General features: G+C 38.8%; 1 pseudogene. It reads left to right on the forward strand.

Annotated elements, in window-relative coordinates:
- A pseudogene (locus AC1DDK_RS26145) lies at positions 1 to 449 on the forward strand (exopolysaccharide transport family protein); the annotation flags it as partial.

The following is a 449-nucleotide window of genomic DNA, read 5'->3' on the forward strand; positions in this document are numbered from 1 at the left end:
ATGGTTCCTTTTGATGCAGGGATTCAGAATTATGAATTATGAACGTGATGCGGAACTGGCTACCAAAGATTACATGAACTCTTTGGATACCTATAACCAAAACAGGACTGGGCAGAATGTTGCCTTGAAACTGCAATTGGCACAGTTAGGATTGCCGGGTTTACCTCTTGCCTCTAAAGGCATTATATATATTGCACTTTCTTACATAGTGACTTTGTTCCTGTGCTTTACCTGGATCTTAATTATGTTCCTTTTGGACCGTAGTATATTGGATTCAAAACAACTTGCGCAGGCAACACAGTCAGCAGTTTTAGGTTCGGTTCCATACCTGTCATATTCAGATATTAACATCAGGGAGTTATGGAAGAGCAAAGAGAATGATCCTGAGTTTTTATCTTTTAAAAACCTTTTACGGTCATTACGTTTTGAGATTTCTGACGCCTTGAAAA

Source organism: Pedobacter sp. 05T44 (genome assembly GCF_056395985.1).